The organism is Vicinamibacterales bacterium (assembly GCA_041659285.1).
In the GTDB taxonomy this organism is placed as follows: domain Bacteria; phylum Acidobacteriota; class Vicinamibacteria; order Vicinamibacterales; family UBA2999; genus 12-FULL-67-14b.
This window is the reverse complement of record JBAZYO010000033.1, coordinates 1-3,999: the sequence shown is the minus strand read 5'-3', so window position 1 is coordinate 3,999 and position 3,999 is coordinate 1. Positions and strand designations below refer to the sequence as shown.

Below are 3,999 nucleotides of genomic sequence, written 5' to 3'. Positions count from 1 at the left end.
GCGGCCGCGCCCCTGCCCCTCTTTACCTGGTGCGTGCTCCGCTGCTGGGAACGGCGCCGCACGCGGGATGCGCTGGCCGTCGGCCTCTCTGCCGCGTGGGCGCTGATGGCGGACCCGTACTACGCGGTGTACTGCGTGATGATCGGCGCGGGATTCCTGGTGGCCCGCGCCGTGTCGTTCAGTCCCGCCCTCTCGCGGGACGGTCGATGGCGGTGGGCCGTCACGGCGTGCGCGGTCCTGGCCGGGGCCGTCGTGGCCGCCAGGCTCGTCACGGGAGGCGGCGCCTGGCATGTGGGGCCGCTGGAGATCTCGGTGCGGTCCCTCTACACGCCGGTGCTCGTCCTCACCGTGGCGCTGGCGATCCGGGCGCTGATGGCCGTGCGCGTCCACTGGTCGCCCGACGCCTGGCCCTCGTGGCGCACCGCCTCCATCCTCGGCGCCGTCACCGTGCTTGCCGGTCTGTTCGCCGCGTCGCCGGTGCTGGCCTCGCACGCAACCGGCGCCTCGATGGACGCGCCGCCGATCTTCTGGCGCACCGGGCCGCAGGGGGCCGACCTGCTCGCGCTGCTCCTGCCGCAGGCCGGGCACCCGCTGATGCCCGGCGCCGTGCGGGGCTGGCTGGCCTCGCATCCCGGCGGCCTCATCGAACAGAGCGCCAGCCTTTCCATCGTGGCCCTCCTGGTCATCGGCGGCGTGGTCTGGCGCACCGGGTGGCGTCCGTCCTGGCGCTGGTCCGTCGCCGCGATTGGCTTCGCCCTGATGTCGCTGGGCCCCTTCGTGTATGTGGCCGGGGTCAACACCTACATCCCCACGCCGTGGGCGCTGCTGCGGTACGTCCCCCTCATCGAAGAAGCGCGCATGCCCAGCCGCATGGCAATCGTCGCCACGATGGCCGTGGCGATGGTGTTTGCCGGCGCCCTGAGCGCCTGGACCGCGCGCGTGCCGCAACGGCGGAAATGGATCCTGCTCGGCGTGGCCGCGCTGCTGTGGATCGACCTCATGCCCGCCCCTCGCCAATTGTTTGCCGCGGGCATCCCGGCCATCTACGACCGCATCGCCGCCGACCCGCGGCCCATCAGCGTGCTGGCCCTGCCGACCGGCGTGCGCGACGGTCTCTCCTCGCTCGGCGACTTCACCGCGCACTCGCAGTTCTTCCAGACGGTCCACGGCAAACGCATTGTCGGCGGCTACCTGTCCCGCACCACGCCTGAACGCCGGGCCTCGTACGTGGACGACCCGGTGCTGGGCCCGCTGGTGGATCTGAGCGAAGGCCGTCCGGTGAGCCGGGATCGATGGGACCGGGCGCGCGCGGCGGCCCCGACGTTCGCCCGGAGCATCGAGCTCGGGTACGTCGTGATCAGCCACCGGCGGGCCTCCGCGGAATTGACGCGGTTTGCCACCGACGTGCTGCAGCTGACGGCGGTCCAGTCGGACGCCGATCGGTCCCTGTACGTCCCGTTTGGCCGCCAGTAGGTTGCCCCCTGCCGGACACCTCGCCAAACCCACTGTTGTAACTCGCCGGTAATGTCCCCTCGGGGACTCGCTAGAAATGTCCCCTAAGCTCGCGACTGTGGAGGTCGCGGTTGGGACGGACATTGATGAGTGCGCGAGAGCTATCGCGAGTGCAGGTGTTGGGCCGCGTGAAAGCGAAGAGCCTGCGGTTGGCCGATGCCGCGGTGCTGATGGGCGTCGGCTATCGGCAGGCGAAGCGGTTATGGCGGCGGTTCCGCTGCGGTGGAGCGGCGGCGCTGCGCCATCGGCACGCGGGCCGGACGTCGAATCGCGGCCAGCCCGCGGCGCGACGCGCGCGGGTGCTGGCGTTGATTCGCAAGAAATACAGCGGCGACGTCGCGACGCGGTTTGGCCCGACGCTGGTCGCTGAGCACCTGGCGAGTGAAGACGGACTGACGCTCGATCACGAGACCGTGCGCCGCTGGATGCTGGCGGCGGGGCTGTGGAGTCGCCAGCGGAAACGCTCGGCGTATCGACAGCGTCGTGAGCGGAAAGCGCACTTCGGCGAGCTGGTGCAGTTCGACGGAAGTTTCCATCGGTGGTACGAAGACCGCGGCCCGCAGCGGTGTTTGATCACGATGGTCGACGATGCGACGAGTCAGAGTACCGGCCGGTTCAGTGGGGAAGAAACGATCTGGGCCGCCGCGACCGTCCTGCGCGCGTGGATCGAGCAACATGGCGTGCCGCTGGCGCTCTACACCGACTGGAAAAACGTCTATGTGCGGGCCGCGACGGAGGCGGAGCGAGCCGCCGGCCAGGTGCCGGTCACACAGTTCGGGCGCATGTGTGCGGCACTCGACATTCAGATCATTGCGGCGAGTTCCCCGCAGGCCAAGGGCCGCGTCGAGCGCAATCATGGCACCCATCAAGACCGGCTGGTGAAGAAGCTGCGACGCCTCGCCATCGCCGATGACCCGGCGGCGAATCAGCATCTCGCGGCCACGTACTGGCCCGCGCACAATGGGCGCTTCGCCCAGCCGCCGGCCGACACCACGGACTTTCATCGGCGCGCGCCGTCGGCGCGCGCGCTCGATCACATCTTTCGGCTCGAAGTCACCCGCACGATCGGCCTCGATTGGGTCGTGCAGTATCACCACCGCTTCTTCCAACTCGCGCGTCAGAGTGGGCATGTGCCGGCGCGCAGCACCGTCCGCGTCTGCGAATGGCCGGATGGACGGCTGGCCATCGAGTATCGCGGCCGGCCCATGACGTGGACCGAACTGGCCGCGGCGCCCGCCCCGCCCCTGCGGACACCGGCCCCGCCACGGCCCCTGCCGGTCCGTCCGGCGCCCGCGGATCATCCGTGGCGGCAGCGGTACAGCGCGATGCCCACCCCGTCGCGAGTCCCTGGCGGGAGCACGCCGTCCTTGAAAAGTCTCAAGGGGACATTTCTATCGAGTTAACGCCGGGGACACTTCTAACGAGTCTTGACACGCATCGTGCGCCTCATTGACATTTCCCGCAGGGGGGGTACGCTCCGCGCAAGAAGACGCCATACCGAAACTAGCGGCGGAACTGACGCAGCCGGTCGTTACGATTCATCGCTGGCTGCAGGATTCCTATCGACAGGATGAACGGATGCGATACTTGATTTCGGCGCTGCTGGCGACGGGCGTGCTTGGGAGCCCCGACCCTCCCCAAGATCTAGCAACCCAGCTGACTGACGCCTCCGGAGGTGTAGTGGTCGAAGCGACCACCCGGTCGTGTCCGGCTCAACTCTGGGTTCGACCCACGTCCAGCGCCGTGCTCCGGGTCGCGGTTGTGGACGGATCTGGCGTAGGCGTGGAAGGCGTCCAGGTAGCGCTCTACGGGTGGATCAACAGTGCGAGCGACGGAGGTCACGCGCACGCAGATTCCGAGACGGCGCATGGAACGTTCACCAATTCTCCCCAAACGACAAACCCTTATGGGGAAGTGGCTTTCAACTGGACGGTCGGTGTCGGTTCTTTTCTGGTGCAGCCGTATTTTCAGTTGACCTACCAAGGGGAGCAGACTTTTAGTCAACCGTGTAATACCGTAAGAATTGCTGAAGAGGAAGGCGACTACGAGTGGATCGACACCGGCAACTTCATTCTGGTCGGCTCAACAACGACCCACCCGAGCAATCACTATGCCAAGCCTGGCTTTAATGAACTCTTACGCGAACTGGCCCTGGATTACGGCAATCGGTGGAATCTAAATCTGGCGTACAACGACTCGGGCCTGGTCTGGGGAGGTCGGTTCGATATCAGCGCCAATTGGAGTACGCCTCACGCCACCCACAACATCGGGGAGAGTCAGGACGTGAGGGCGAACGGTGGGACCAGTTCGATTCCCTCCGACACGGCTGTGCGCGACTGGTTTGTGCAAAAGGTCCAGGACCTCTTCGGGCTTGCGCCGTTGCACGAATCCTCCGGTACGGCGAACGAGCACTATCACATCCGACGATGAGGGTCTCGTTATGAAACACGCCAATGCGATTCTTGCACTCTCGGCCATCCTCTTCGT

Annotated in this window: 3 protein-coding genes; all 3 read left to right on the top strand. The window is 67.0% G+C overall.

Features of this window, described 5'->3' with window-relative positions:
* On the top strand, nucleotides 1-1,473 hold a 1,473-nt coding region (locus WC815_24065; GenBank protein ID MFA5911867.1), incomplete at its 5' end, for a hypothetical protein.
* Nucleotides 1,474-1,640: 167 nt separating this feature from the next.
* Nucleotides 1,641-2,915, top strand: coding sequence for an ISNCY family transposase (locus WC815_24060; protein MFA5911866.1), 1,275 nt, complete (start codon nucleotides 1,641-1,643; stop codon nucleotides 2,913-2,915).
* A gap of 175 nt (nucleotides 2,916-3,090) precedes the next feature.
* Nucleotides 3,091-3,942, top strand: a complete 852-nt coding sequence (locus WC815_24055) for a hypothetical protein (GenBank protein ID MFA5911865.1) — start codon at nucleotides 3,091-3,093, stop codon at nucleotides 3,940-3,942.
* Nucleotides 3,943-3,999 lie beyond the last annotated feature (57 nt).

What these genes read in the sequence shown, in the direction of transcription:
- WC815_24055 (MFA5911865.1), top strand. Translation starts at nt 3,091, where the DNA reads ATGCGATACTTGATTTCGGCGCTGCTGGCGACGGGCGTGCTTGGGAGC.